The following is a 24,298-nucleotide window of genomic DNA, read 5'->3' as shown; positions in this document are numbered from 1 at the left end:
CCGTATCCCCAGGCCTTCGTCATCGAAACTCTCACGGTTTAGTGTTTCGGCGTGAGGCGGGAACGTGTGCATCTCCGCAATCGGTAAAGATTGCATTTAACATTTGCCGGTAAAACTCTGTTAGCAAATGCTGTCAGTGGTCCCGGCCGGAGCGGAATGAAGTCGCCCGCCGTTTGTGTAGAGTATTGGTGCCATGCGTCTTTCTACCCTGTCTTCGATCGTATTCTGGTGCCTCGTTGTTGCCGGATGCAGATCGACGTCCAGTCCGGAGGAAGCGCTGAACATCGCCCCCTCCCGGGAGACCACGAGCGCAGTCAGCATGGCTTCAGCTCCTATTCCTGCCGCACCGGTTGGACAGGCGAGTGTCCAGGTCGTGCCGCCGCAACAGGTCTCTGTCATCGAGCCGCAGTCGTCGCCGATGTTGGCCTGGGCTGGTAAGGTGCCGGAGCCGCAGGCGCTTCAACCGGCAACCCTTTCGGCCGGCATGCCCGTGCCGAACGAAAAACCGGTTGCCATGCTGGTTCCCTCCGCTCCCCAACTCGATCCCTCGCCGCGCGGACGTTCGCGGATCTACAGCCATCAGTTCCGCGATGCCAAGCCGATCAACTTCGGCAAGGCCTCGCCGAGAAGGCATGCGGTGCACGGCGTCGATGTCTCCCGCTGGCAGGGCGATATCGACTGGGTCAAGCTGCGTACGCAGGGCGCGAACTTTGCCTACATCAAGGCGACGGACGGCGGCGATCATCTCGACCCGATGTTCCGCACCAACTGGAAGCGCGCAAAGGATGCCGGGCTGAAGCGCGGCGCCTATCACTTCTTCTACTGGTGTCGCACCGCCGGCGAGCAGGCCGAGTGGTTCATCCGCAACGTGCCGCGCGATCCCGATGCGCTGCCGCCGGTGATCGATGTGGAATACAATGCGGAATCGAGTTGCAAACGTCGTCTCTCGTCGACCAAGGTGCGCGAGAAGATGCAGGTCTTCATGGACATGCTGGAACGCCACTATGGCAAGCGCCCGGTCATCTACACCGCGCCCGATTTCTACGACGATCATCTGGACGGCCAGTTTCTGGAATATCCCTTCTGGCTGCGTTCGGTGGCGGCGCATCCTTCCAAGCGCTATCCCGGCCGCAAGTGGATGTTCTGGCAATACTCGGGTTCAGGCCTGTCTCAGGGCGTATCCGGCAAGATCGACCTCAACGCTTTCCACGGCAGCGAAGACGAATGGCATCGCTGGACATCGCGCAACGGCGCTTGAGGTGTCCAGTCTTCAGGAAATGAACCAGGGCGGATGCAGTTATCTTATGCTGCGGAATTATCCGTTGTAGCGGAGGCCCGTCAAACGGCGGTGCCCACCAGGGCGCCGATGCCGGCGGTCAGAGCCATGGCAAATGCGCCCCAGAACGTGACCCTTGCTGTTGCCTTGGCTATGTTGGCGCCGCCCGCGCGTGCGCCGATCGCTCCCAGCAGCGCGAGAAATACCAGAGAGGCAAGCGAGACCGAGATCGGGATCATCGTGACCGGCGACAGCAACGTCACGAGCATAGGCAGTGCTGCGCCGGTGGCGAATGTTGCCGCCGACGTGAGCGCTGCCTGAATGGGACGGGCGCTGGTAATTTCCGAAATGCCGAGCTCATCCTTGGCGTGAGCCGCCAGCGCGTCGTGCGCCATCATTTGACTTGCTACGGTTCTCGCAAGCCCGAGTTCGACACCCCGGGCAACATAGATCTGGGCGAGTTCCTCGTGTTCGGATTCAGGGCTGGTCGCCAGTTCCCGCCGTTCCCGTTCAAGGTCAGCCTGTTCCGTGTCCGATTGCGAGCTTACGGACACATATTCTCCCGCAGCCATCGACATCGCACCGGCGACGAGCCCGGCAATGCCGGCGACCAGGATCTCCGAACTGGCCGTCGAAGCCGATGCGACGCCAACAATCAGGCTGGCGGTCGAGACGATCCCGTCATTGGCTCCGAGGACGGCGGCCCTGAGCCATCCGATACGTGCGACAAGGTGATTCTCTGTGTGCAGGCGTCCCACGATCTATTCCCCACAGCTTTCTGAATCGGCATTGCTGAATGCATGATTGCAGGTTGTGGTGCAGTTGGCCAGCTCCCTCATACCAAGGCCGAGCGGGGCCTATCTAAGCATTTTCTTCAACTCCGCCTGTACTGTAAGCAGCTTGGGCAGGTACCTCGCGGCAAGGTCTGAAACATCCTCGCCTCTTGCCGGAAGCCCGATGTTGAGTGCCGCGACCGTAATACCGCGTGCGGTCAGCACCGGCACGGCGATCGAGCGCAGGCCGAGTTCCACTTCTTGATCGATAAGGGCATAACCTTGGGCGCGCACCGCGCGGATGCGTTCCATGAGCATATCCGGATCAGTCACGGTCATGGGCGTGCGCGCTGTAAGAGGATGAAGGGCTAGGCGTTTGCGGATTTCTTCCTCAGGAAGTGCGGAAAACAGGATCCTGCCCATCGAGGTGCAGAAGGCGGGAAGGCGCGATCCCGGCATAAGCGCGATCGACATGACCTTTCGTTGTGCGGCGCGCGCCACATAGACGATTTCGTCACCATCTAGGATGGATACGGAGGAGCTTTCCCCAAGTTCGTCGGAAAGCGTATCGAGGAGCGGTTGAACCATCTGCGGAAGCGGCATGGTGGCGAGGCAGGCGGTCCCGAGCCGTAATACTCTGGGCGTCAGCGTGAAGAACTTTCCATCGTAATCCGCGTAGCCGAAGTGGGCGAGCGTGAGCAGGCAGCGCCGCGCGGTCGCCCGGTCGAGACCACTTGCGGCAGCGACATCCGAAATGCTCTGGCGCGGATGCTCCGCGGTGAAGGTCTCGATGACGGCGAGGCCCTTGGCAAGGCCGCCCATGGTGTCGCGTTGGGTAATGGGCATTATCGTTCCGTGCGATATGTCAACAAATGCAGCATATCGCACAAATCCATTGCCGGGAAGGGCTCTATTTTCTATCCATGATGCTGGCCGTGCGGCGTCAGTCCGTTGCGGCGATAGAGGAGATCCCGATGGACAAGACAGTCCCAAGTCCGGCCGAGGCTGTGGCCGAGATCGGCGATGGCGCGACGGTAATGATCGGCGGCTTCGGTGGTTCCGGCGCTCCGATCGAACTGATCCACGCGCTCATCGACCGTTTCGTGCAGACCGGACACCCGAAAAACCTGACCGTTGTGAACAACAACGCCGGCAACGGCCATGTCGGCCTTGCGGCGCTGATCGAGCAGGGCATGGTCAGCAAGCTGATCTGCTCCTTCCCCCGATCCGCCGATCCGCGCGTGTTCACGGAAAAGTATCAGGCCGGTGAAATCGAGCTGGAACTCGTGCCGCAGGGCACGCTGGCCGAGCGCATCCGCGCCGGTGGTGCGGGCATCCCGGCCTTCTTTACGCCGACCTCCTATGGCACCGAACTTGCCAATGGCAAGAAGATCGAGGAATTCGACGGTCGTCCCTACGTGCAGGAGCGCTGGCTGAAGGCCGATTTTGCGATCGTCAAGGCGCATGTGGGCGATACCCATGGCAACCTGATCTACAACAAGGCGGCTCGCAACTTTAACCCGCTGATGTGCATGGCCGCGGCCACCACCATCGTGCAGGTGTCGAAGATCGTGGAGCCCGGCGAGATCGATCCGGAAGTCGTCATCACACCCGGTATCTTCGTGCAGGCGGTCGTCGAAGTGTCCGATCCCCAGCAGGAAGAAGTCCTGAACCGTGAGGGAGCGAGCTACCCATGACTGACAAGCTTTCCAACGCCCAGATCGCCTGGCGCGCAGCACAGGATATCGAAGACGGCTCCTATGTGAACCTCGGCATCGGCTTTCCGGAAATGGTCGCCCAGTACCAGCCGCCGGGACGTCAGGCCGTGTTCCACACCGAAAACGGCATCCTCGATTTCGGCGAATCCCCCGCCAAGGGCGAGGAAGACTGGGACCTTATCAACGCCGGCAAGAAGGCCGTGACGCTGAAGCCGGGTGCCGCCTTCTTCCATCATGCCGACAGCTTCGCCATGGTGCGCGGCGGGCATCTCGACGTTGCCATCCTCGGCGCCTATCAGGTTGCCCAGAATGGTGACCTTGCAAACTGGAGCATAGGCGCAGGCGGCGTGCCGGCCGTCGGCGGCGCGATGGACCTCGTACACGGCGCCAAGCGCGTGGCTGTTATCACCGAGCATGTTACGAAGAAGGGCGAGCCCAAGCTGCTCGACCGCTGCACCCTGCCGCTGACCGGCGTCGGCTGCGTGACCCGCGTCTATACCAGCCTTGCCGTGATCGATATCGAAGGCGGCCGTTTCGTCCTGCGCGAGAAGCTGCCGTCGATCTCTCTCGAAGAGCTGCAGGCCCTGACCGGCGCTGAACTTGTGGTGCCGGGACCTGTCGGCGATCTGATCGTACCGGAGCTGTGACATGACCGAAGCCTATATCTGCGACTATATCCGCACCCCGATCGGCCGCTTCGGCGGTTCGCTCTCCTCCGTCCGCGCCGATGATCTTGGCGCGGTTCCCCTGAAGGCGCTTCTGGAGCGCCATCCGGGGCTCGACTTCGAAGCTGTCGATGACGTGATCTTCGGCTGCGCGAACCAGGCGGGCGAAGACAACCGCAACGTTGCCCGCATGTCGCTGCTGCTCGCCGGCCTGCCGGTCAGCGTTTCTGGCACGACGATCAATCGTCTTTGCGGCTCCGGCATGGATGCCGTCATCACCGCGGCGCGTGCCATCCGGTCGGGCGAGGCGGAACTGATGATCGCAGGCGGCGTCGAAAGCATGAGCCGCGCTCCCTTCGTCATGCCGAAGGCCGAGACGGCCTTCTCCCGTCATGCAGAAATCCACGACACCACCATCGGCTGGCGCTTCGTCAACCCGCTGATGAAGAAACAGTACGGCGTCGACAGCATGCCGGAGACCGGCGAGAATGTTGCCGAGGACTTCAAGGTGAGCCGTGAGGATCAGGACGCATTTGCCGTTCGCTCTCAGGCCAAGGCCGCTGAAGCTCAGGCCAACGGGCGTCTGGCGAAGGAAATCGTGCCGGTCACCATTCCGCAGCGTAAAGGCGATCCGATTGTCGTCGAGAAGGACGAGCATCCCCGCGCAACGACCATCGAGACGCTGGCGAAGCTCGGAACGCCCTTCCGTAAGGAAGGCGGAACCGTGACGGCCGGCAACGCCTCGGGCGTCAACGATGGTGCGGCGGCGCTGATCATCGCTTCAGAGGCTGCTGTGAAGAAGTATGGACTTACCCCGATTGCCCGGGTCCTCGGTGGCGCCGCGGCCGGCGTTCCCCCGCGTGTCATGGGTATCGGTCCCGCTCCTGCCTCGCAAAAGCTTATGACGCGGCTCGGCATGACGCAGGACCAGTTCGACGTGATCGAACTGAACGAAGCCTTCGCCAGCCAGGGTCTCGCGACGTTGCGTCTGCTGGGCATCGCCGACGACGATCCGCGGGTGAACCGGAACGGCGGTGCGATCGCGCTCGGCCATCCGCTCGGCATGTCGGGTGCCCGCATCACCGGCACCGCGGCGCTGGAACTGTCGCTCAATGGCGGTCGCTACTCGCTGTCCACCATGTGCATCGGCGTCGGCCAGGGTATCGCGGTCGCGCTTGAACGCGTCTGATCGGTTCTTCGGAAAAAAGCAAAGGCCGGCGCGATAACGCGCCGGCCTTTGTCATGTCCGTTGCCCGGGGGGCGGGGTCAGTCAATGCGGATGATATCGCGTGGCAGGCTGTTCATGCATTCGGTGCCGGTTTCCGTCACGAGAAACTGATCCTCGATCATCAGCGCGCCGAAGCCCTGCGCATAGAACGGCGTTTCAAGGGCGACGACCATGTTCTGTTCGATCACCTCGCCATTGCCGTTTGAAAAAAAGGGCCATTCCTCGATGCCGGCATTGCCGCCGACCGAATGGCCGAAGTGTCCGCGATAATATTCGTTGAGCCCGTTCTTCCTGAACCGGGCGAGCATCGCGGCGTGGACATCCCCGAAACGGCGGCCGGGCCGGATTTGTTCGAGGCCCACAAGAAAGGCTTCATGCAGGATGGCATGAAGTTCCGTGGCAAGGCTGGCCGGTTGCCCGAGCACGAAGGTCCGCGCGCCGTCGGAAGAATAGCCCTCGACCAACGTTCCGACATCCGCCTTGATCAGCGAACCGGGTTTTACCGTGGCGCTGCCGTCCGTGAGGTCGGGACCGACCGAAATGTAATCCCAATGTCCCGAGAGCCCGAAGCCTCCGGCTGCAGCCTCTTCGCGAGCGCCTTGGAGCCATGCGGCGGATAGTTCGCGTAGGGAAGCATCAGGCTTTACCCCCGATGCCAGGGATCGCAGGCCGGCTTCGGCCGCGCGTGCAGCCCGGCGCAGGCGCTCGATTTCCTGCGGATTCTTGATCGCCCTCAACCTCAGCAGAATATCCGAGGCGTCTTTCCATGTGACATGGGGGAGGGCCTTCTTCAGCCTTTCGAAGTCTGCGGCAGGGAGGAAGGAAAAATCGGCCCCCAGCACGGCTTTGTCCAGTCCGCGCTCGACGAGAATATCGGCAAGCAGGCGGAAGCATGCCTCCTGATCGAAGGTCTCCGGTCGTGGTCCAGTGTTTTCCATCCGGCGATAGGCTGCGTCGATATCGGCAATGGTTTCCTGTCCGGTCAGGGCGACGCCGTCGATCCATATGCGGTGCGTGCGGATATCCACGGATTGGCGCAGGCTCGCCACGCCGGCTGAGGCATGATCGCTGATGACGGCGGCCAGCGAGGCGGCGGTATCAGACGGAACGACTGCGATTGCCGAGCCTGCCCGCCCCCACATCGTGGCCACGCCGGCATAGGCCCCGATCGCATAGCGGAAGGCTTCCGGCTGGAAAAAGACGAGAGCGTCGATGCCGGCTGCCCCCATCAAACGTTGCGCGCGAACTCGGTCCAGGTCGCTCATGTCCTCCGCCTTTCAGTTTTCCGATGCTTCTTGGGTAGGATCCGTTGCCGTTGGCGTACTTGAACTTTGCGGGCGCCGCGATAGCTTTTCATCGGCGTGGAAAATAATTCTCTTCATGCGGTGGAATTGCCTGTGAGCATTTTCCTCCGCAACGACAAATCAGGCGAAGGATCCAATACCCCACAAGTCTGGTAGGGTATAACTCCAATCGAGATCAACGACCAAAAACACTGACGATACGAGGAGCACATCCATGAGCGGTTTTGCCAATAAAAACAGGCAGGGGTTCCTGTCCGAATGGCGCGCGACGACGGCTGCGGCCGCACTCGTCGCCCTTTCGTTCGCAACGCCGCTTGTGGCTGCGGACTTCGATGCCGATGCGACCGTCAACATCGGTTCTCTCTACGAGCCGCAGAACCTCGACAACACCGCCGGCGCGGGGCAGGGCATCAACGAAGCCTTCAACGGCAACGTCTACGAAGCGCTTTTCCGCCTGAGCGATGCCGGCGCGGTTGAGCCGGTTCTGGCTAAGGACTTCAAGGTCAGCGATGACGGTCTGACCTATACCTTCACCCTCCAACCCGGCGTCACCTTCCATTCCGGCGAACCGCTCACAGCAAAAGACGTCAAGTTCTCGATCGAGCGCGTCACGGCGGCCGAATCCAAGAGCTCGCGCAAGAACAGCCTCAAGACCATCAGCGCTGTCGAGACGCCCGACGACCAGACGGTCGTCGTGAAGCTCTCTGCTCGCTCCATCTCGCTGCCCTACAATCTGAGCTATGTCTGGGTGGTCAACGACGCCGCCAAGGACCTGCAGTCTTCTGAAGACGGCACGGGTCCCTACAAGCTCGAGGAATGGCGTCGCGGTTCCTCCATCTCGCTCCAGCGTTTCGACGGCTATTGGGGTACGAAGCCGAGCAATGGCGAAGTCGTCTACCAGTATTTCACCGAGGCGACTGCGCTCAACAATGCGCTGCTGACCGGTTCGGTCGATATCGTCACCTCCGTCCAGAGCCCGGATTCGCTTGCCCAGTTCAAGGACAATCCGGAGTTCACCGTGGCCGAAGGCCAGTCCACCACCAAGCTGCTGCTTGCCTATAACGATCGGGTGAAGCCCTTCGACAACGTCAAGGTGCGCAAGGCTCTGGCCCGCGCCGTCGACAAGAAGAAGCTCCTCAACGCCATCTGGGGTGATTATGGCATGGTCATCGGCTCCTTCGTGCCGCCGACCGACCCTTGGTATGTCGACCTCACCAATGTCGACGCCTATGACGTGGGCAGCGCCAAGGCGCTGCTGGCGGAAGCCGGTTATCCTGATGGCTTCACCTTCACGCTCGACACGCCGAACTACGATCCGCATCCCATCGTCGCGCAGTTCCTGCAAACCGAACTTGCCAAGGTCGGCGTGAAGGTGAACATCAACGTCATCACGGCCAACGAATGGTACACCAAGGTCTACAAGGCTCACGATTTCCAGGCGACCTTGCAGGAGCATGTGAACCACCGCGATATCGTCTTCTACGGCAATCCGGACTTCTACTGGGGCTACAATAACCCGAAGGTCGTCGACCTGATCAAGCAAGCCGAAGCGAGCGCCACCACCGACGAGCAGACCGCGAAGCTCAAGGAAGTCAACACGGTGATCGCCGAGGATGCCGCCAGCAACTGGCTCTATCTCTATCCGCAGATCGTGGTTTCGAAGAAGACAGTAACCGGCTATCCGGTGAACGGCCTCAACTCGCAGTTCTTCGCTTACGGCATCCAGAAGGCCGCCGAATAGCAAACTGTTCAAGCCGCGGGCATCGCCCTGCGGCGTGCTCGACAGTCAGCGCCGCCCGAACTATTTTCGGGCGGCATTTTGCGTCTAGAGCAATTCCAGCAAAAGCGGGAACCGGTTTTGTGTCCGGAGTTGAGTGAAAACAGAGAGATAGAGCATTGAGGGCGCAACCGTTTTCGCCGGAAATGCTCTAGGAAAGGTGGCGACCATTCTTGTCTATCTCATACGCCGGTCAGTGATCCTCGTCCTGTCGGTCCTGATCGCCGCGGCCGTTCTGTTCCTGCTGCTGCGCCTGCTTCCTGGCGATCCCGCGAATGCGCTGGTTTCCGTTGGTGCGGATCCCGAGCAGATCGAGGCTGCGCGCCAGCAGGTCGGTTCCGACCTGCCCGTTTCGGAACAGTTCGTCCGGTTCGTATCGAGCCTTGCGCGCTTCGATTTCGGCAACTCGTTTATCAGCGGTGCACCCGTGCTGGCGGAGATCGGCAAGCGGCTCACGGTCACTGTCCCGCTCACGCTGCTTGCCTTCATTCTGGCCATCGTGATCGCCCTGCCGCTGGGCATTATCGCTGCGGTCAAGCAGGATCGCTGGTATGGCATCCTGCTCTCGGTCGTGTCGCAGCTCGGCATTGCCGTGCCAGTGTTCTGGATCGGGATACTTCTCGTTGCCGTCTTTGCGGTCAATCTGAGGCTCTTTCCCTCCGGCGGCTTTCCGTCGCGCGGCTGGACGAATGCGCCGGCGGCGTTTCATGCGCTTGTGCTGCCGGTGATTACCATCGCCCTGGTGATGTCTTCGTCGCTGATCCGCTACGTGCGCTCGGCCACGCAGGATGTGCTGGGCAGCGACTATCTCAGGACGGCGCGGGCGCTCGGTTCCGGTTTCTCTGAGGCGCTGATCCGTCACGGTATCCGCAACGGCGCGGTGCCGGTAATCTCGATCCTTGGCATAGAACTCGCCTCTACCCTTCTCGGCGCGGTCGTGGTCGAGCGCGTCTTTTCGCTGCCGGGGCTCGGCTCGATGCTGCTGCTTGGTATCGAGCAGCGGGATTATCCGAATGTGCAGGGCGTATTGTTCATCTCCACGCTTCTCGTGCTCCTTGTCGGCTTCGCTGCCGATATCGCGCAGCGTCTGATCGATCCGCGGCTGCGCAGCCGCGCGACGGGGGCAAAGGCATGACGGTCGACAATCCGGAATTGCCGGTCTCTCCCCCTCAGGAACGGTTCAGGTCTTCGCCGAGCTTCATGCTTGGCGGCTTCGTTGTCGGGCTTCACGTCCTTCTCGGGCTCGTCAGCCTGTTCTGGACGCCCTACGATCCGACAGGCATGGTCGGCGGGCGCCTCGAAGCGCCGTCACTTCTGCACTGGGCGGGAACGGACCGGCTCGGCCGTGATCTGATGACCCAGATCATGATCGGTTCGCGCATCGCGCTGGTGGTCGGTGCGGGCGCCGTTGCCATCGGCGCGCTGATCGGTGTGACGATCGGGGTGATTTCCGCCTTTGCGACGAGAACCCTCGATGATGTCTTTGCCGCCACCTTCGATATCCTGATCGCATTCCCAACCCTGCTCGTTGCCATGCTGATCGTCGCTTCGAGCGACGGGGCGAGCCTCTGGACCGCGATCCTCGCTATCGGTATCGCCAGCTCTGCCATCATTGCCCGGCTGACCCGTATCCTTGCCAAGCGCGTGCTGGCCATGGACTACATTACCGCTTCGCGCGTTTCGGGGACCTCGTGGCTGGCCATCGTCTTCATTCATGTTCTGCCGAACATCTGGCCAACGCTGATCGTCAATCTGGCGCTGCAATTCGGTCTCGCCGTCATCGCGGAAGCCTCGCTTTCCTATCTCGGCCTTGGCGCGCCGCCGCCGAATTCGTCCTGGGGGCGTCTTTTGCAGGAAGCACAGGGGACGGTTTACACGGCGCCCTTCGGCGCGGTCGCTCCGGGCATTGCGCTGGTCTCGCTGGTCATCGGCCTCAACTTGCTCGCGGATGGTCTGCGCGATTTCGGCGATCCAACCCGCAGGAGACGCCGATGAGCGATATCCTCAAGGTCGAAAACCTGACGATCAGGGCAGGTGGGCGCGTGCTGGTCTCGGATGTGTCGTTCTCCGTTGCGGCGGGCGAGCGCGTTGGTCTGATTGGCGAATCCGGTTCGGGCAAGTCGCTGACGGCGCTCGCCTCCATTGGTCTTCTCGCGGACGGCATGTCTGCTGACGGTTCGGTTCGCCTCGGTGACAGACAGATTGTCGGCGCGTCTGACCGCGAACTCGTTCCGCTTCGGGGAAATGTCGCCGCAACTGTCTTTCAGGAGCCGTTAACCGCGCTCGATCCTCTGATGAAAATCGGGCGGCAGGTGACGGAAGTGGTGCGCCGCCGCCGTCGCCGCGATGGTTTGAGCTTGGACCGCTCTTTTATCGACGGCGAGGTGATCGGGCTCTTGGAACGTGTGCTTCTGCCGGATCCGGCGCGCATCGCAAACTCCTGGCCGCATGAGATTTCCGGCGGTCAGCGCCAGCGCGCGGCCATCGCCATGGCGCTTGCCTGCCGGCCGGCGCTCCTGATCGCCGACGAGCCGACGACCGCGCTCGACGTGACGACACAGGCGGAAATCCTGAAGCTGCTGGAAGGCCTTGTCCAGGAAAGCGGCATGGCGCTGCTTTTCATCAGCCATGACCTGCCGGTCGTCGCAATGGCGGCCGAGCGTGTCGTGGTGCTGCAGCAGGGCAGGCTCGTCGAGCAGGGACCGGTTGGGGAAGTCTTCCGTCGTCCGCGGCATGCCTATACGCAAGGCCTTCTCGCTGCCGCGCGCTCCTTCGACCAGGCTCTCAGGAATGCGCTATGACCTTGCTTGAAATGAAGAACGTCACTTTCGGCTATGGGCGCGGACAGCGCGTGCTTGACGATGTGAGCCTCAAGCTCGAGGCTGGCCGCAATCTCGGCATTGTCGGTGAATCCGGTTCCGGCAAGACGACCATGCTGCGCCTGCTGCTGGGGCTGGCGAGCCCTGTCGCCGGCGAGATCGCACTGAAGGGCAGGGCGGTCGATCTTGCAAACCGCGGGTTCATGCGGGATTTCCGGCGTTCGATGCAGGCGGTTTTTCAGGACCCTTACTCCTCGCTCGATCCGCGTCAGTCGGTTTTCGATATCATCGCCGAGCCGATCTGGTCGCTGAAAACGGGTCTCGATCCGAAGCAGGCGGTTGCCGAGGCGCTGGCCTCCGTCGGATTGCCCGCCGATGCGGCATCTCGTTATCCGCATGAATTTTCCGGCGGACAGCGCCAGCGCATCGCGATCGCCCGGGCGATCGTTTCCCGGCCGGAAATCATCCTTGCGGACGAGGTCGTCAGCGCACTCGATCTTTCAACCCGCGTGCGGATTGTCGAGCTCCTGAAGGAGCTGTCGAATACCGTGACGCTGGTGCTGGTGTCTCACGATATCAGCCTCGTCGCACTGCTCTGCGAGGAACTGGTCATTCTCGAGCGGGGCCGGATCGTGGAAAGCGGCCCGATGCGGGAAATCCTCGCGAATCCGCAGAACGCCTATACGCGGAAACTGCTGGCCAGCACGCCGCGCTTTCCGGAATACGACTGAGCTTTTTTCCGTTCAGGCATGATCGAAAACGGTGAGAGAGGCCCGTCGGGCCTCACTCGATGCCGTAAACGCCGAGCAGGCTCTTCATGCGTCTTGCCGCAAGCTCCGGCTTGTCGAGCACATTCGCGCGGTCGGCCAGCCGGAAGATATCGGCATAGTGCAGGATGCCGCGTGCCGACTGCATGCCGGCCGGCAAGCTGAAATGCGATTGGTGGCCGTTCAGCCAGGCAAGGAAAACCACGCCTGCCTTGTAATATTGGGTCGGGCTTTCGAAGATCTTGCGGGAGAGGGGAACGGTTGGCTCGATCACCGCACGGAAGGTTGCCGTATCGCCGCCTGCGAGAGCCGCAAGCGCCTTTGAGGCGGAGGGTGCGACGGCGTCGAAGATGCCGAGCAGCGCATGGCTGTAGCGCGTGCCGTCTCCCTCGATCAGTTCGGCATAGTTGAAGTCGTCGCCGGTGAAGCACAGCACGCCTTCCGGCAGGCGGCGGCGCAACTCTATTTCCTTGGCGTTGTCCAGCAGCGAGATCTTGATGCCCTCGACCTTGTCCCTGTTGGCCTCGATGATATCGATTACGCAATCGAGTGCGGCCTCGAAGCTCTGTGAGCCCCAGTAGCCGGCAAGCTGCGGATCGAACATCTCGCCCAGCCAGTGGAGAACGACCTTGTCCCTGGTCTGGGACAGGATACGTCCGTAGACGTGAGCATAATCTTCCGGCGATCTGGTAACGCGTGCCAATGCGCGGCTCGCCATCATGATGGCGTGGCCACCGTGCTTTTCGATGAAGCCGATCTGTTCCTCATAGGCGGCGATGACATCGTCGAGTGAGCGGGTGTCGGCGGCTGTGAGCTGGTCAGTGCCAGCGCCGCAAGCGAGATCGGCACCCTTCACCGACCGTGCCTCGGCGAGCGAGCGGCGGATGAGTTCCTGCGCTCCGACCCAGTCGAGGCCCATGCCGCGCTGCGAGGTATCCATCGCCTCCGCTATCCTGAAGCCGAGGCTCCACAGGTGGTGGCGGAAAGCCATTGTGGTTTCCCAGTCGACCTGAGGCCGGTTCCAGGGATCTGCGTCACGGAACGGATCGGATACGACATGAGCCGCCGCATAGGCAATGCGATTGAAAACCGGCGGCGAGGAAGGGCGGGTAATCGGTGTCCCGACCAGCTGATACTCGCGAACGGTTCCGCCTTCATCGGGCAGTTTCAGGCTCTCAGTCATCTCCATCCTCCTCTGAAGTTTTTGCTGAATAGTTTGGAACGTTCCAAAATTCAAGAAGATTTTTCGGGCACTTGCTATTGTTTGAATGGCTCTGAGGCGCGTGTTTCACGGGAAAATTAGAAAGATTTCTTTGTTTTCAGAGGTGAAAGGACCGTCTGTGGAGATTCTGTTGGCCGGTGCTTGACAAATTTGGAACGTTCCAATTATCTGGCAGCAACAGCGGACGAAAGTCCCGGGAGGAAATCGGATGAGCAAAGGACGGGTCACCGTCGTCGATATCGCGGAAGCGGCCGGCGTGTCGAAGTCGACGGTATCGCTTGTCCTGCAGGGCTCTCCCCTTGTCGGTGAGGCGACCCGAGCCAGGGTCAACGCCGCAATGCGGGACCTTGGATACGTCTATAACCGCGGTGCGGCCAACCTGCGCCAGTCGAACGCCAAGTCGAAGATCATCGGCGTTGTCGTCAATGATCTGACCAACAGCTTCTTTGCCGAGCTTGCGGTGGGGGTCGACATGGTCGTGCAGTCGGCCGGCTTCGTGCAGTTTCTTGCCAATACCGGAGAAAGCATCGACCGGCAGAGCGAGGTGATTGCCTCGATGCGCGAGCATGGGGTGTCGGGTCTGATCGTCTCGCCGGCGCGCGGAACGACGGCGAAGGATCTCAAGCCGCTGGTGTCCGCCGGCATTCCGGTTGTGCTCGTGGTGCGCAATGTGCCGGGCGCCAAGGTGTCGTCTCTCGTGTCCGACAACCGGGCGGGAACGGTGGCCGCGGTCGAGCATCTGGTTTCGCTCGGACACCGTCGCATCGCCTTTATCGGGGGCTTTGCCGATACCGTCGTCTTTGCCGAACGCCTTGAAGGCTATCGTGCGGCCATGGCTGCTGCTGGTCTGGAATTCAGCGAGGATCTGGTCGTGCCTTCCGCGCCGTCGCGGGCCGGCGGCGTGGAGGCGATCGGCCGGGCGATGCTGCTTGCGGAAAAGCCGACGGGTGCGGTCTGCTTCAATGATGCGGCTGCCTTCGGTGTCTGCGACGGCCTTCGGGCGCGGGGGCTGGAGCCCGGCCGCGACTTCGCCGTCGTCGGTTTCGACGATGTGATCGAGGCGCAGACGGCAGTGCCGGCGCTGACGACGATTGCGGTCGATCCGCAGGGCATGGGCCGGCGCGCCGCCCAGCTTTTGCTGAAGCAGATCAATGCGGACAAGGCGGATGCCGAAGCGATCACGGGCGCCGTGCGCCTGGTGGTCAGGGAGAGCTGCGGTGCCGGACAGGGAATATTCGGGAGGAAGATGGCATGACAGTGCGATGGGGATTGATCGGCGCAAGCACGATCGCCCGTGAGTGGGTGATCGGGGCGGTCCGCGCGGCCGGAGGTGAAGTCGTCTCGGTCATGAGTACGAATACCGAGCGTGGGCAGGCTTACGCGGCGGAAAACGGTATTCCCAAGGCCGTTACCAGCGTCGATGAACTTCTGGTCGATGCCTCGGTCGATGCCGTCTATATCTCCACCACCAACGAGCTTCATGCGCCACAGGCGATCGCGGCCGCCAGAGCCGGCAAGCATGTTCTCTGCGAAAAGCCGCTGGCTCTTTCGCTGGAGGATGCGCACGCCATGGCAAAGGCCGCAGACGATGCAGGCGTGATCCTCGCTACCAATCATCATCTGCGCAATGCAGCCAGCCACAAGGCCATGCATCAGGCGATTGCCGATGGCCGGATCGGCAAGCCGCTTTCCGCACGCGTTTTTCATGCGGTCTATCTGCCGCCGCACCTGCAGGGTTGGCGACTGGACAAGCCGCAAGCCGGCGGCGGGGTGATCCTCGATATCACCGTGCACGATGCCGATACACTTCGTTTCGTGCTCGGTGAAAATCCGGTCGAGGTGATCGCCTTTTCGCAGGCCGGCGGCATGGGCAAGGCAGGTCTGGAGGACGCCGTGATGGGCGTCATGCGTTTCGAGTCCGGGCTCATTGCCCAGTTCCATGACGGGTTCACTACGAAGTTCGCGGAAACCGGTTTCGAGGTGCATGGCACCGAGGGCTCGCTGATCGCCCGCAATGTGATGACCCAGAAGCCGGTGGGTACCGTCGTTTTGCGCGACGCGGCCGGAGAGCACGAGCTGCCTCTCGATCAGCGCAATCTCTATGAGACGGCGCTCGAGGCTTTCCATGCCGCAGTAGCCGGTGGAGGCAAGCCGTCGGCGACGGCCGAGGATGGCATCTGGTCGCTGGCTACGGGGCTCGCTGTCGTCGAGGCGGCGAAGGCCGGCCACGCGGTCAAGGTCGAAACGGGATTTTGAGTTCACGTCCATGAGCAAGCATATTACTCCGGCGGAAGCCGCTGCCCTGATCCCCGATGGCGCCATCGTCACCGTTTCCTCGTCGAGCGGTCTCGGGTGTCCTGATCTCATGCTGAAGGCCATCGGCGAGCGTTTCGAGGCGACCGGCCACCCGCGTGAGGTCACCACTTTGCATCCGATAGCGGCGGGCGACATGAGCGGCATCAAGGGTGTCGATCATATTGCCCGCAAGGGCCTGCTCGCCCGGATCATCGGTGGATCCTATCCCTCCGGTCCGTCGACGGCAGAGCCGCCGTTGATCTGGCAAATGATCACCAACAACGAAATTCCGGCCTACAACATTCCCTCGGGCATTTTGTTCGACATGCATCGCGAAGCCGCTGCGAAACGGCCCGGCGTCCTGACCAAGGTGGGCCTCGAAACCTTCGTCGATCCCGCGCGTCAGGGCTGCGCCATGAACGAGGCCGCAAGCCGCGAGCCGGTGGTGAAAAAGCTGCCGTTCGAAGGCGAGGAATGGCTTTATTTTCCGGCCATCGTGCCGAAGGTCGCAATCATCAGGGCAACGACCGCCGACGAGCGCGGCAATCTTACCTATGAACACGAGGGCGCCTATCTCGGTGGTCTCGATCAGGCGCTCGCCGCTCGCAACAATGGCGGCATCGTCATCGCGCAGGTCAAGCGGATCACCAAGGAAGGTTCCCTGAAGCCCCATGATGTCCGGGTGCCGGGCATGCTGGTCGATTATGTCGTGGTCGATCCCGACCAGAAGCAGACGACCCAGACGCTTTACGATCCTGCGATCTCGGGCGAGATCTTCCGCCCGCTGGACAGTTTCCGGGTGCCGGAATTCAATATCCAGAAGGTGATTGCCCGCCGTGTGGCGCAGGAACTACAGGCGGGCAGCGTGGTCAATCTCGGCTTTGGTATCTCGGCAAACGTGCCGCGCGTCCTGCTGGAAGAAGGTCTGCACGGCTCCGTTACCTGGGCTATAGAACAGGGTGCCGTCGGTGGCGTACCGCTTCTCGACTTTGCTTTCGGCTGCGCCTCGAATGCCGACGCCTTCATGCCGTCTCCCTATCAGTTCACCTATTTTCAGGGGGCTGGCTTCGATGCTTCGTTGCTGTCCTTCCTGGAAATCGGTCGCGACGGTTCGGTCAATGTGTCGAAGCTCGCGTTCCGGCCGCATGTGACGGCGGGGGCCGGCGGTTTTGTCGATATCACGGCTCGGGCGCGGAAGATCGTCTTCTCCGGCATGTTCAATGCCGGCGCCAGGCTTGGCATGGAAGGCGGCCGGCTGATTATTGAGAAGGAAGGCAAGCTCCGCAAGCTCGTCAATGAGGTGGAGCATGTGACCTTCTCCGGCAAGCGAGCCATCGAGCAGGGGCAAGACATCACCTATGTCACCGAGCGTTGCGTGATGAAATTGACGCTCGCCGGTATCGTGGTGACGGAGATTGCGCCGGGTGTCGATCTTCAGGCCCACATTCTCGACCAGTCGGAATTCCCGTTGATCGTTGCGGATGATCTGAAGGTGATGGACGCGGCTCTCTTCGCCGAAGCGCCGATCGGCCTCTCACTGCCAACAAAGCCGGAGCGGGTTCTGGAGGGCGTTTTTCATGGCTGAGGTTCGTATCGACGTTGAAGGTGCTGTCGCGATCCTCACCGTTTCCCGCCCCGAAAAGCTAAACGCGCTGGATATCGACATGCTGAAAGCGTTGTCGGCGGTTTGCGACACGGTGGAGGCGGATGCCCGCATCCGGGTGGCTATCCTCACCGGCGACGGCAAGGCCTTTTCCGCCGGCGGAGACATCAAGGCATGGAGCGGCATGACGGCCAATGAATTCGGCCATGCCTGGGTTCGCTTCGGCCACCGTGTTTTCGAGCGTCTGGCAACACTTAGAGTGCCGCTGATTGCTGCCATCAACGGTCATGCGCTGGGTGGCGGGCTCGAGCTTGCCGGCGTTGCAGATATCAGGATTGCCGAACGGCAGGTGAAGATCGGCCTGCCGGAAACGAGCCTTGGCATGGTGCCGGGATGGTCCGGCACGCAGCGGCTGGTGCATCGGTTTGGCGCTCAGGTCGTCAGGCGAATGGTGCTGGGCGGCGAGATGTTCAGCGCGGAAGAGGCGCAGTCGCTCGGCGTTGTCGATGCCGTGGTGGACACGGGCACCGTGCTCGATGCTGCGAAGAGCTATGCCGAGCGTGTCGCGCAGCGCGGGCCGGCCGCGCTGGAGGTGGCGAAGTTGATGATCGCCGTCGCCAATGGAGAAGACGACGGTTCTGCCGTGGAGGCTCTTGGCTCGATCCTCATTGCCAAGACTGCAGATCTGAAAGAGGGCGTCGCCGCATTCGGCGAAAAGCGCCCCGCCGTATTCAAGGGAGAGTGGTGATGACAATTCTGGTGAGCCCGAAGGCGCTTCCCGACCTCAATGTCCGTGATTTCAGGATGCTGGTCGATGGTGCGTGGGTGTCTTCCGCCGATGGCGGCACAATCGAACGCACCGCGCCGAGCCATGGCGTTGTCGTCAGCCGTTTTCAGTCTGGCACCAAGGCCGATGCGGAGAAGGCCATTGCCGCCGCCCGTCGTGCCTTCGACAAGGGTCCCTGGCCGCGCATGACGGCATCCGAGCGTTCCGCCATTCTTCTGAAGGCTGCCGGTCTGATCGCCGCCCGGCTGGAAGAGATCGCCTATCTGGATGCCATTGAGGCCGGCAAGCCGATCACGCAGGTGCGTGGTGAAATCGCCGGCGCCGTCGATATCTGGCGCTATGCCGCAGCGCTTGCGCGCGATCTGCATGGCGAAAGTTACAACACGCTTGGCGACGGGACGCTTGGCGTCGTGCTGCGGGAAGCCATCGGCGTCGTCTCCATTATCACGCCGTGGAATTTCCCCTTCCTGATCGTCGGCCAGAAGCTCCCCTTCGCACTGGCTGCCGGCTGCACGACGGTGGTCAAGCCGTCGGAACTGACTTCGGGCTCGACGCTGGTGCTGGGTGAAATTCTGGCTGAAGCCGGTGTTCCGGCCGGTGTGGTCAACATCATCACGGGAACAGGCCCTGAAGTCGGCGCGGTCCTGACGACCCATCCCGAAGTGGACATGGTGTCTTTCACCGGCTCCACCGGTGTCGGCAAGCTGACCATGGCCAATGCCGCCCAGACCCTGAAGAAAGTATCGCTGGAACTCGGTGGCAAGAACCCGCAGATCGTCTTCCCGGACGCCGATCTCGACGCCTTTATCGATGCCGCTGTGTTCGGCGCCTATTTCAACGCCGGCGAATGCTGCAATGCCGGCTCGCGCCTCATTCTGCATAAGAGCATAGCCAGCGATGCGATTGACCGTATCGCCGAACTGGCGAAGAAAGTGCGTGTGGGCGACCCACTCGATCCGACGACACAGGTCGGCGCGATCATCACGCCGCAGCACATGGAAAAAATCGCCGGATATGTTTCGGGCGCGAAAAGCGGTGGTGCGAAGGTCGCTCATGGTGGCGAAGCGCTTGACTTTGGCGTTGGCCAGTTCATGTCGCCGACCATCCTCTCCGAGGTAACGCCGTCCATGGCCGTCGCTCGCGAGGAAGTCTTCGGGCCGGTCCTTTCCGTTCTGACATTCGAAACCGTCGAGGAGGCGATCGAGATTGCCAATGCTGTCGACTACGGCCTGTCAGCCGGCGTCTGGAGCCGCGATTTCGACACCTGCCTGACGATCGGCCGCAAAGTGCGGGCGGGCACCATCTGGATGAATACCTTCATGGACGGAGCGTCGGAGCTGCCCTTCGGAGGCTACAAGCAGTCCGGGCTTGGCCGCGAGCTCGGCCGTCATGCGGTGGAAGATTATACCGAAAGCAAGACGCTCAACATGCATGTCGGTGCTCGCACCGGCTGGTGGATGCCGCGCTGAGGCCGTGATGATGAAGCCCTGGCCCCAACATCGGAGAATGCGACGGGATGGCGGCAGCTCAGTCTGCGGTGGTTCCGAAGCTCGGCTGCGGCGGCTGCAGGATTTGCAGCGTGTTGGCCGCCTCGCCTCCGATGCGTCGCAACAGCAGCTTGCCGAGTTGTTCACCGGCTGCGGTCAGGTCTTCGTAGATGGTCTCTATGCCGGGCTGGATGTCGCTGAGCAGGCGGGAGGTCTGCTTCGCCACCATGTCGAACTCCCGGCCGAGCGTCAGGCCGGCCTCGCCGAGACCGGCAAGGGCTGCAAGGGCGGAGACTTCGCCGGGACAGATCAGCCCGTCCGGCGGATCGTTGAGCCCCGCCCTTTCGCGGAAGTGGTTGCGGATCGCTCCGGCCGGAGAATCGAGGTCGAGATCCTCGGAGATCTCGAAGGATGCGCCGGCCTCGCGAATGGCGGTCATGAAGCCGTGGCGCATGTGCTGGCTGAAGGTCAGGTTGCGCGGCGGCAGGATGATGGTAAGCCGCGACCTTCCCTTGGCCAGAAGCCGACGGGCGGCTTCGTAGGCAAAGGCGAAACTATCGAAATCAACATAGGGATGGGGTGTCGAGAATTCGCTGCGCCCATGGGTGACGAAGGGGAAGTCCTTTTCGATCAACAGCCGGACGCGAGGGTCGAGCGGCTCTGTGCGGGTGAAGATCAGCCCGTCCGCCAGATTGTTACGGATGATGTAGTCGACGGCTTCAACATTCGACGACTTCACGAAGCTCGGCATGACGATCAGATGATAGGGTGTGCCGGCAAGGGCCTGCGTCAGGCCCAGCATCAGCGAGGTGCCGAAGCCGAGGATCTCCTCATGGGGATCGAGCAGGACGCCTACGACATTCGTCCGGCCGGTCTTCAGCCTCTGGGCCGCACGGTCAGGCATATAGCCGACATCCGCAGCGGCCTGATGGATGCGGCGGCGCGTATCAATGTTGATCAGAGGGTCATCGGCGAGCGCTCGGGAGACGGTGGTTACGGCGAGTCCGGTCAGCTCTGCAATGGTTCGCAGCGTCGGCTTTGCGGACTTGCGTCTTCGCCCTTCCTGGCTCGTCTGGGTATCGGTCTTCGGCACGATCTTGGCGCTGGTATCTCTATATTCGGAGGTTGGAGCCTACTCCGCGGAGCTGTTCCGTTCAATCGGAAAGTGAAACGTTACAAATTTCCGATGGCGAAAAGTCGTGTGCGGCATGTTGGCCTTGATTTCCCTTGTTTTGTTGCATCGCGCAAATAATCATCGGGAGTGGTGGAGTTGCTGAAAGGACTATTGACTCACAAGAATTTATAACGTTTCAAATTGGTGGGCGAGAAGGACGTCCATGGGATAGCCCGCAGGCGAGGAGCAAGGCGGGTACCGGCGGAACATCCGCATTTGAACTTGCAAACGGGAGGATTACGATGCGCAAGTTTCTGACGACGACTGCAGTGGCATTGACGATGATGGCCGGGATTGCCCAGGCCGCCGAAAACGTTGAAGTGCTGCATTGGTGGACTTCGGGCGGCGAGGCTGCCGCCCTCGACGTTCTCAAGAAGGATCTGGAATCCAAGGGCATCACCTGGACCGACATGCCGGTTGCCGGCGGTGGCGGCACCGAGGCGATGACCGTGCTGCGTGCCCGTGTTACGGCCGGCAATGCGCCGACCGCCGTGCAGATGCTCGGCTTCGACATTCTCGACTGGGCCAAGGAAGGCGCGCTCGGCAATCTTGACGAGACCGCTTCCAAGGAAGGCTGGGACAAGGTGATCCCGGCTGCGCTGCAGAAGTTCTCGAAGTATGACGGTCACTGGATCGCTGCGCCGGTCAACGTTCATTCGACCAACTGGCTGTGGATCAACAAGGCCGCTCTCGACAAGGCTGGCGGCAAGGAACCGGCAAACTGGGACGAACTGATCGCGCTGCTCGGCAAGTTCAAGGAACAGGGCATCACGCCCGTCGCGCATGGCGGCCAGCCCTGGCAGGATGCGACCATCTTCGATGGCGTGGTGCTGTCTCTCGGCGACGACTTCTACAAGAAGGCCTTCATCGATCTCGACCCGGAAACGCTGGGTTCCGACAAGATGAAGGAAGCATTCGACCGCATGACGAAGCTGCGCTCCTATGTGGACGACAACTTCTCCGGCCGTGACTGGAACCTTGCGTCCTCCATGGTCATCGAAGGCAAGGCCGGCGTTCAGTTCATGGGCGACTGGGCGAAGGGCGAATTCATCAAGGCCGGCAAGAAGCCCGGCGAAGATTTCGTCTGCATGCGCTTCCCGGGAACCCAGGGCGCCGTGACCTTCAACTCCGACCAGTTCGCCATGTTCAAGGTTGCCGCCGACAAGGTTCCGGCCCAGCTCGCTATGGCCTCGGCAATCGAGAGCCCGACCTTCCAGTCGGCCTTCAACGTGGTCAAAGGCTCAGCCCCGGCCCGTACGGATGTTCCGGATACGGCATTCGACGCTTGCGGCAAGAAGGCGATCGCCGACCTTGCCGACGCAGACAAGAACGGTCGCCTCTATGGTTCCATGGCCCATGGCCATGCCAACCCGGCCGCCGTCAAGAACGCGATCTATGACGTGGTGACGCGGCAGTTCAACGGTGAGCTTTCTTCAGAAGATGCCGTGAAGGAACTCGTCTCCGCCGTCGAAGGCGCAAAGTAAGCCGGGATATCTCCCGGCCTCTCTCCCCGGTCTCCGGGGAGAGAGTTTGCCAAGGGCTCCGGCCCTGCCCCGCTCCTCGCCTGAGAGGTACGAGAGCCCCTAGGGGCTGGGCCTCGAGAGAAACTAGAACCCACTATCGAACGGTGTCGCGATCATGGATAGCCGCAGCCGACTTCAGGAGCTATTGCCCAAGCTTGTGCTGGCGCCCAGCTTCGTCGTCATTCTTCTCTTCGTCTATGGCTTCATCGCCTATACCGGCTATCTGTCGCTGACAGACAGCAAGATGCTGCCGTCATACAATTTCGTTGGGCTGGAGAACTACTCCAAGCTCTGGGCCCTGCCCCATTGGTGGCGCTCGATTTCGAACCTCGCGATCTTCGCCTCGCTCTATATCCTGATCTGCTCCGTGCTCGGACTGTTTCTCGCGATCCTGCTCGACCAGAAGATCCGCGGCGAAGGCTTCCTGCGGCCGATCTATCTCTATCCGATGGCGCTTTCCTTCATCGTGACCGGAACGGCCTGGAAATGGTTCCTCGATCCGGGCATCGGGCTTGAAAACACCATGCACCTCTGGGGCTGGGAGAGTTTCACCTTCACCTGGATCAAGGACAACAAGCTCGCCATCTACTGCGTCGTCATCGCCGCCGTGTGGCAGTCCTCGGGCTTCGTCATGGCGATGTTCCTTGCGGGCCTTCGCGGGGTCGACAACGAGATGATCAAGGCCGCGCAGGTCGACGGCGCGTCCAACATCACCATCTACCGCCGCATTATCATTCCGCTGATGCGCCCCGTCTTCCTGTCCGCCTTCGTGGTGCTCGCCCATCTTGCGATCAAGGCCTACGACCTGATCATCGCACTGACGGGCGGCGGCCCCGGCCAGGCGACGCAGCTGCCGGCGACCTTCATGTATTCCTACACCTTTACCCGCAACCAGATGGGCATCGGCGCATCGTCGGCGATCATCATGCTGATCATGATCTTCTCGATCATCATCCCCTATCTCTACTCGGAAGTTCGCGGAGGAAAACGCTGATGAGCGGCGCCGCCAATCCCCAGAATGCCATCTCGCACGGACATCTGACACGTGCCCTGATCTATGCCGCGTTGATCCTCTTTGCGGTCTACTATCTGCTGCCGCTCTACGTCATGGTGGTGAATTCGCTGAAACCCCTGGACGAAATCCGGCAGGGCGGCATGCTGAACCTTCCGCAGACATGGACGTTTGAGCCCTGGATCTCTGCCTGGTCTACGGCCCAAATCGGGGTTCAGCCGACCGGCCTCAAGCCCTTCTTCATCAACTCGATCCTGATGGTGGTGCCGGCTGTCGTCATCTCCACCTTTGTCGGCGCGCTCAACGGTTATGTGCTGACCAAGTGGCAGTTCCGCGGCTCCAACATCTTCTTCGGAATGCTGCTGCTCTCGTGTTTCATCCCGTTCCAGATCGTGCTGATCCCGATGGCCCGGGTGCTGGGCCTGATCGGCCTCGCCGGATCGATCTGGGGCCTGATCCTCGTGCATGTGGTCTATGGCCTGGGCTTCACCACGCTCTATTTCCGCAACTACTATGAGGCGTTCCCGACCGAGCTCGTCCGGGCCGCACAGATCGACGGCGCAAGCTTCTTCCAGATCTTCTGGCGCATCCTGCTGCCCTCCTCCGGCCCGATCATCGTCGTTTCCGTCATCTGGCAGTTCACCAATATCTGGAACGACTTCCTGTTCGGCGCATCGTTCTCGGGCGCTGCAACGACCCCGATGACGGTCGCGCTCAACAACCTCGTGTCCTCCTCGACGGGCGTGAAGGAATACAACGTCCACTTTGCCGGCGCGATCCTCGCCGCCCTGCCAACCCTTATCGTCTACATCGTCTCCGGCCGCTACTTCGTACGCGGCCTGATGTCCGGCGCCGTGAAAGGATAAGA

22 protein-coding genes are annotated in these 24,298 nt (G+C 61.6%); 17 read left to right on the top strand and 5 right to left on the bottom strand.

Annotation, left to right across the window (positions count from 1 at the left end):
• Positions 1-193 precede the first annotated feature (193 nt).
• Entirely contained in the window at positions 194-1,258 is a 1,065-nt protein-coding gene (locus H4I99_RS20025) for a glycoside hydrolase family 25 protein (protein ID WP_163898646.1), read from the top strand.
• An 80-nt stretch (positions 1,259-1,338) separates the two neighbouring features.
• Here the strand turns inward: H4I99_RS20025 and H4I99_RS20020 are convergent, their stop codons facing one another.
• A complete protein-coding gene (locus H4I99_RS20020) occupies positions 1,339-2,034 on the bottom strand; it encodes a VIT1/CCC1 transporter family protein (RefSeq protein WP_163898643.1) in 696 nt (231 codons plus the stop codon).
• 99 nt (positions 2,035-2,133) lie between these two features.
• A complete protein-coding gene (locus H4I99_RS20015; RefSeq protein WP_342345172.1) occupies positions 2,134-2,889 on the bottom strand; it encodes an IclR family transcriptional regulator in 756 nt (251 codons plus the stop codon).
• A 134-nt stretch (positions 2,890-3,023) separates the two neighbouring features.
• On the opposite strand from H4I99_RS20015, the gene H4I99_RS20010 reads away from it, so the two are divergent.
• Genes H4I99_RS20010 through pcaF form a run of 3 tightly spaced genes read left to right on the top strand, consistent with a single transcriptional unit; the run spans position 3,024 to position 5,621 of the window.
• Positions 3,024-3,746: a 3-oxoacid CoA-transferase subunit A gene (locus tag H4I99_RS20010; protein ID WP_163898637.1), complete on the top strand. Its 723-nt coding sequence runs from the start codon at positions 3,024-3,026 to the stop codon at positions 3,744-3,746.
• The gene (locus tag H4I99_RS20005) at positions 3,743-4,414 is read left to right on the top strand and encodes a 3-oxoacid CoA-transferase subunit B (protein ID WP_163898634.1); all 672 of its coding nucleotides are present in this window, start codon (positions 3,743-3,745) and stop codon (positions 4,412-4,414) included. The genes H4I99_RS20010 and H4I99_RS20005 overlap by 4 nt, the downstream gene beginning before the upstream one ends.
• A gap of 1 nt (position 4,415) precedes the next feature.
• Complete coding sequence (pcaF, locus tag H4I99_RS20000; RefSeq protein ID WP_163898631.1) at positions 4,416-5,621, top strand: 3-oxoadipyl-CoA thiolase; 1,206 nt, start codon at positions 4,416-4,418, stop codon at positions 5,619-5,621.
• A 77-nt stretch (positions 5,622-5,698) separates the two neighbouring features.
• On the opposite strand, the gene H4I99_RS19995 is transcribed toward pcaF, so the two are convergent.
• Entirely contained in the window at positions 5,699-6,925 is a 1,227-nt protein-coding gene (locus tag H4I99_RS19995; protein ID WP_163898629.1) for a M24 family metallopeptidase, read from the bottom strand.
• 253 nt (positions 6,926-7,178) lie between these two features.
• On the opposite strand from H4I99_RS19995, the gene H4I99_RS19990 reads away from it, so the two are divergent.
• The 5 genes from H4I99_RS19990 to H4I99_RS19970 all read left to right on the top strand — a co-directional run bounded on the left by H4I99_RS19990 (position 7,179) and on the right by H4I99_RS19970 (position 12,291).
• Positions 7,179-8,705 carry an ABC transporter substrate-binding protein gene (locus H4I99_RS19990; protein ID WP_163898626.1) on the top strand — a complete coding sequence of 509 codons (1,527 nt, stop codon included), beginning with the start codon at positions 7,179-7,181 and terminating at the stop codon, positions 8,703-8,705.
• 196 nt (positions 8,706-8,901) lie between these two features.
• On the top strand, positions 8,902-9,876 hold the full coding sequence (locus H4I99_RS19985; RefSeq protein ID WP_342345171.1) for an ABC transporter permease: 975 nt from the start codon (positions 8,902-8,904) through the stop codon (positions 9,874-9,876).
• 65 nt (positions 9,877-9,941) lie between these two features.
• Complete coding sequence (locus H4I99_RS19980; protein WP_244625206.1) at positions 9,942-10,736, top strand: ABC transporter permease; 795 nt, start codon at positions 9,942-9,944, stop codon at positions 10,734-10,736.
• Positions 10,733-11,542 carry an ATP-binding cassette domain-containing protein gene (locus tag H4I99_RS19975; RefSeq protein ID WP_163898619.1) on the top strand — a complete coding sequence of 270 codons (810 nt, stop codon included), beginning with the start codon at positions 10,733-10,735 and terminating at the stop codon, positions 11,540-11,542. The genes H4I99_RS19980 and H4I99_RS19975 overlap by 4 nt, the downstream gene beginning before the upstream one ends.
• Complete coding sequence (locus tag H4I99_RS19970; RefSeq protein ID WP_163898616.1) at positions 11,539-12,291, top strand: ABC transporter ATP-binding protein; 753 nt, start codon at positions 11,539-11,541, stop codon at positions 12,289-12,291. The genes H4I99_RS19975 and H4I99_RS19970 overlap by 4 nt, the downstream gene beginning before the upstream one ends.
• Before the next feature lie 52 nt (positions 12,292-12,343).
• Here H4I99_RS19970 and H4I99_RS19965 read toward each other — a convergent pair whose 3' ends face one another.
• Positions 12,344-13,510 (bottom strand): dihydrodipicolinate synthase family protein, encoded by a 1,167-nt coding sequence (locus tag H4I99_RS19965; protein ID WP_163898614.1) that lies wholly within the window; start codon positions 13,508-13,510, stop codon positions 12,344-12,346.
• A 247-nt stretch (positions 13,511-13,757) separates the two neighbouring features.
• On the opposite strand from H4I99_RS19965, the gene H4I99_RS19960 reads away from it, so the two are divergent.
• From H4I99_RS19960 to H4I99_RS19940, 5 genes are read left to right on the top strand one after another with little or no spacing between them, the layout of a single operon-like run.
• The gene (locus H4I99_RS19960; protein ID WP_163898611.1) at positions 13,758-14,804 is read left to right on the top strand and encodes a LacI family DNA-binding transcriptional regulator; all 1,047 of its coding nucleotides are present in this window, start codon (positions 13,758-13,760) and stop codon (positions 14,802-14,804) included.
• Positions 14,801-15,805, top strand: a complete 1,005-nt coding sequence (locus H4I99_RS19955; protein WP_163898608.1) for a Gfo/Idh/MocA family protein — start codon at positions 14,801-14,803, stop codon at positions 15,803-15,805. Before H4I99_RS19960 ends, H4I99_RS19955 begins: the two co-directional genes overlap by 4 nt.
• A gap of 10 nt (positions 15,806-15,815) precedes the next feature.
• The gene (locus H4I99_RS19950) at positions 15,816-17,429 is read left to right on the top strand and encodes an acyl CoA:acetate/3-ketoacid CoA transferase (protein WP_163898605.1); all 1,614 of its coding nucleotides are present in this window, start codon (positions 15,816-15,818) and stop codon (positions 17,427-17,429) included.
• Positions 17,422-18,195: an enoyl-CoA hydratase/isomerase family protein gene (locus H4I99_RS19945; RefSeq protein ID WP_163898602.1), complete on the top strand. Its 774-nt coding sequence runs from the start codon at positions 17,422-17,424 to the stop codon at positions 18,193-18,195. The genes H4I99_RS19950 and H4I99_RS19945 overlap by 8 nt, the downstream gene beginning before the upstream one ends.
• Positions 18,195-19,703: an aldehyde dehydrogenase family protein gene (locus tag H4I99_RS19940; RefSeq protein WP_163898600.1), complete on the top strand. Its 1,509-nt coding sequence runs from the start codon at positions 18,195-18,197 to the stop codon at positions 19,701-19,703. The genes H4I99_RS19945 and H4I99_RS19940 overlap by 1 nt, the downstream gene beginning before the upstream one ends.
• A 58-nt stretch (positions 19,704-19,761) precedes the next feature.
• Here H4I99_RS19940 and H4I99_RS19935 read toward each other — a convergent pair whose 3' ends face one another.
• Positions 19,762-20,814 carry a LacI family transcriptional regulator gene (locus tag H4I99_RS19935; RefSeq protein ID WP_246225542.1) on the bottom strand — a complete coding sequence of 351 codons (1,053 nt, stop codon included), beginning with the start codon at positions 20,812-20,814 and terminating at the stop codon, positions 19,762-19,764.
• 323 nt (positions 20,815-21,137) lie between these two features.
• Here H4I99_RS19935 and H4I99_RS19930 point away from each other — a divergent pair, with 323 nt between their 5' ends.
• From H4I99_RS19930 to H4I99_RS19920, 3 genes are all read left to right on the top strand, one after another.
• Positions 21,138-22,379: an ABC transporter substrate-binding protein gene (locus H4I99_RS19930; protein WP_163898597.1), complete on the top strand. Its 1,242-nt coding sequence runs from the start codon at positions 21,138-21,140 to the stop codon at positions 22,377-22,379.
• A gap of 154 nt (positions 22,380-22,533) precedes the next feature.
• Complete coding sequence (locus H4I99_RS19925) at positions 22,534-23,412, top strand: carbohydrate ABC transporter permease (protein WP_099061306.1); 879 nt, start codon at positions 22,534-22,536, stop codon at positions 23,410-23,412.
• Positions 23,412-24,296 carry a carbohydrate ABC transporter permease gene (locus tag H4I99_RS19920; RefSeq protein WP_163898594.1) on the top strand — a complete coding sequence of 295 codons (885 nt, stop codon included), beginning with the start codon at positions 23,412-23,414 and terminating at the stop codon, positions 24,294-24,296. The genes H4I99_RS19925 and H4I99_RS19920 overlap by 1 nt, the downstream gene beginning before the upstream one ends.
• Positions 24,297-24,298: the final 2 nt, after the last annotated feature.

The sequence above is a fragment of the Paenirhizobium daejeonense genome (genome assembly GCF_014280875.1).
In the GTDB taxonomy this organism is placed as follows: Bacteria; Pseudomonadota; Alphaproteobacteria; order Rhizobiales; family Rhizobiaceae; genus Allorhizobium; species Allorhizobium daejeonense.
Note: the sequence above shows the minus strand (reverse complement) of the source record. Positions and strands in the feature narration are given on the sequence as shown.